Consider the following 2,258-nt stretch of genomic DNA (forward strand, 5'->3'; position numbering starts at 1 on the left):
ACCTGACCCCGGCCGGACCTGACAACCGCCGGCCGGCCCGCCGCGGCGAGGCGCGCGGTCAACCCGCCTGCGGAGAGGGACAGGTGAGGTCGTGCTCGGGGGCCTGGTCGTCCAGCAGGTAGCGCTCGACGACGCCGGTCACGCAGGTGTTCGCGGTGGGGTACTGGCCGTGGTCGCCGTTGCCGGTGACCGTGACCAGCCGGGAGCCGCGCAGTGCGCGGTGGGCGCCGAGAGCGGCCTCGTAGTACGTCGCCGGGTCGTGCACCGAGTTGAGCATGACGGTCGGCGGCAGGTGGGCGCCGGTCACCTTCACGCGCGGGGTGTGGGTCTTGGGCCAGGACGCGCAGACGGCGCTGTAGGCCAGCGTCCGGGCGCCGACGAGCGGGTAGCGGGCGGTGTTCTCGGCGCCGCGCTCGACCCAGGTGTCCAGGTCCGTCGTCCACGGGGTGTCGGAGCACGTCACCGAGAAGTACTCGGCGAGGAAGTCCGGGCTGAGGTAGTGGCCGAACACCTTCCCGGCCAGGTCCTTGGCGGTGGCGTCGGCGCCCTGCCAGTCGTCGACGGCGGCCAGTGCCCCGGCGAGGTACGGGAAGTTCGCCTCCTCGTACATCGCTCCGATCGCGCCGTTGTCGAGCTGGTTCGGGCCGATCGTCACCGCGCCCGCGACGATCGGGCCGTCGTGCAGCGCCGCCCGCCGCTTCTCCCAGCGGTCCTTCACCTCCTGCGGCGTCGCGCCGAAGTGGTAGGTGCTGTCGCGGGCCGCGAGCCACGGCACGAAGTCCTCGTCGAAGCGCCGCTGGAAGCTCATCGGCTGGCCGAGCTCGAACGTCTCCCACGTGCCCTCGAAGCCGATGTTGCTGTCCAGCAGCATCCGCTCGACCCGGTGCGGGAAGAGCGTCCCGTAGTAGGCGCCGATCATCGAGGCGTAGGACGGGCCGTAGTAGCTGATCCTCTGCTCGCCCAGCAGCGAGCGGAACAGGTCGAGGTCGTGGGCGGTCTCCTCGGTGGTCAGGTAGGGGAGCAGGTCGCCGCTGTGGTCCTCGCAACCGGCCACGAGCGTCTCGGCGTTGGCGATGACGCGGTCGATCGCCTCGGGGGACTGGTCGCGGTAGTCGCCCGCCATGAACTCCTGGAACTGCTCCGGGCTCTGGCACTGCGCCCGCGTGCTGCGCCCGACCCCGCGCTGGTCGAAGCTCACGATGTCGTACGCCGCGCCGACCTTGGGCGCGTTGGCGGCCAGCCCGGCCGGGCGCAGCAGGCCCGAGGCGCCGGGGCCGCCGGCGGCCATGAGCAGGGTGCCCTTGCGGTGGGCCGGGTCGCCGGCGTGGTGGCGCGAGACGGCGATGGACAGGTCGGCCCCGGCGTCCGGGTGGTGCCAGTCGCGCGGGACGGCCATGGTGGCGCACTCCAGGGTGGGTTGCCCGTCGCACGGCTTCCAGTCGAGCTGCTGCTGGGCGTAGCGGGTCGGGACGGTCACGGCGTCACCCGGGTCGCGGGCGTCGTTGGGGGCGGCGCCGGCGGTGGCGGGCAGCGCGAGCCCGGCGATCACGGCCGCGGCCACCGCGACGGCGGCGCGGCGGGTGCGGGAGGCGGAGGGCTTCGCGGTGGCGGTGCTGGTGGCTGTCTTCACGTGGGCTGTCTTCACGTGGAAAATCCTGTCGGACCGGGGCCTGACGGGCGATCACGTGCGCATCCGTTTTGGGGGTGGTGCTGGCTATACCTCCCGTACGGGGGCCGGCACCCGGTCCGTCTGTGGGGGGATGGCGGACCGGGGCTCGGCTCCCCGTCGGTACGGCGTCAGTACGCCCTCGGTACGCCCTCAGTACGCAGCGGTGAAGCGGGTGCGGCGGTGGGCGGGGGTCTCGGCCTCGTCGAGCAGGGCGACGGCGAGGTCCTCCATCGAGATGGTGGAGTTGCCGTCGGCGTCGACGAGCAGTTCGTCGCGCCCGAGGCGGAACCGGCCGGTGCGGGTGCCGGGTTCGAGCAGGGCGGCCGGGCTCAGGTGGGTCCAGTCGACCTGCTCGTCGGCGCGGTAGAGGGCGAGCTGCTCGCTGCAGGCGAGGGAGATGGGGCGGATCGCGTCCGGGAAGTCCGGGGTGTCGACGAGGGCGGTGCCGCCGGTCCCGGGGACGGTGAGGCTGCCCGCGCCGCCGACGGCGAGCAGGCGCACGCCCGTCCCGGCGAGGCCGGCCAGCAGGCCCTTGGTGGCCGCGGCGAGTTCGCCCACGCTGCCGGGCGCCGGGCGGGTGGAGGTGATG

2 protein-coding genes are annotated in these 2,258 nt (G+C 73.7%); both read right to left on the reverse strand.

All coding sequences use genetic code 11. From position 1 onward, the window contains the following. Positions 1 to 58: 58 nt before the first annotated feature. Complete coding sequence (locus tag AB0O00_RS36400) at positions 59 to 1,645, reverse strand: alpha/beta hydrolase (RefSeq protein WP_363658988.1); 1,587 nt, start codon at positions 1,643 to 1,645, stop codon at positions 59 to 61. Positions 1,646 to 1,819: 174 nt separating this feature from the next. Then, positions 1,820 to 2,258 (reverse strand): NADH-flavin reductase (locus AB0O00_RS36405; RefSeq protein ID WP_363658989.1); only part of this gene is annotated, 439 nt, incomplete at its 5' end.

The sequence above is a fragment of the Kitasatospora sp. NPDC093558 genome, assembly GCF_040683475.1.
Lineage (GTDB): Bacteria > Actinomycetota > Actinomycetes > Streptomycetales > Streptomycetaceae > Kitasatospora.